The organism is Nonomuraea turcica (assembly GCF_030718205.1).
In the GTDB taxonomy this organism is placed as follows: Bacteria; Actinomycetota; Actinomycetes; order Streptosporangiales; family Streptosporangiaceae; genus Nonomuraea.
Window position 1 is genome coordinate 1 of record NZ_JAUZQF010000109.1, and the last position, 506, is coordinate 506.

The following is a 506-nucleotide window of genomic DNA, read 5'->3' on the forward strand; positions in this document are numbered from 1 at the left end:
TGGTGGTGCGCCGGACCTCCTCGACGCAGGACCGCCAGCGAGCCTTCGCCGAACTGCGCGCCTACATGGACGATCTGATCACCCGTAAGGAGTCCGAACCGGGCGACGATCTGTTCAGCCGGCAGATGTCAATGGCCTTTGAGCTCTCCCCGCTGGCGGCCAGATAGTTCACACGCTGGTGGCCATGAGGGTGTCCCCAACGGCGGCCAGATATCTCCCCGCCGTTGATGGATGCGTGGGTCAGGTGAAGGGCGGGGTCGCCCGGCTATGGGACATCCGCACCGGCAAGACCGTACGTACTCTGCCCGAACACGGCAAGGGGATCACCGCGGTGGCCTTCAGCCCAGACGGGCGCACCCTGGCGACCGGCGGCGCCGAGGGGGTCGCCCGGCTATGGGACATCCGCACCGGCAAGACCGTACGTACTCTGCCCGAACACGGCAAGGGGATCACCGCGGTGGCCTTCAGCCCAGACGGGCGCACCCTGGCGACCGGCGGCGCCGAGG

Annotated in this window: 1 protein-coding gene; it reads left to right on the forward strand. The window is 68.4% G+C overall.

What is annotated here, in order from left to right; translation table 11 throughout:
* Positions 1-235: 235 nt before the first annotated feature.
* The coding region (locus Q9G87_RS60455) for a WD40 repeat domain-containing protein (RefSeq protein ID WP_371826032.1) at positions 236-506 on the forward strand (271 nt) is incomplete at its 3' end.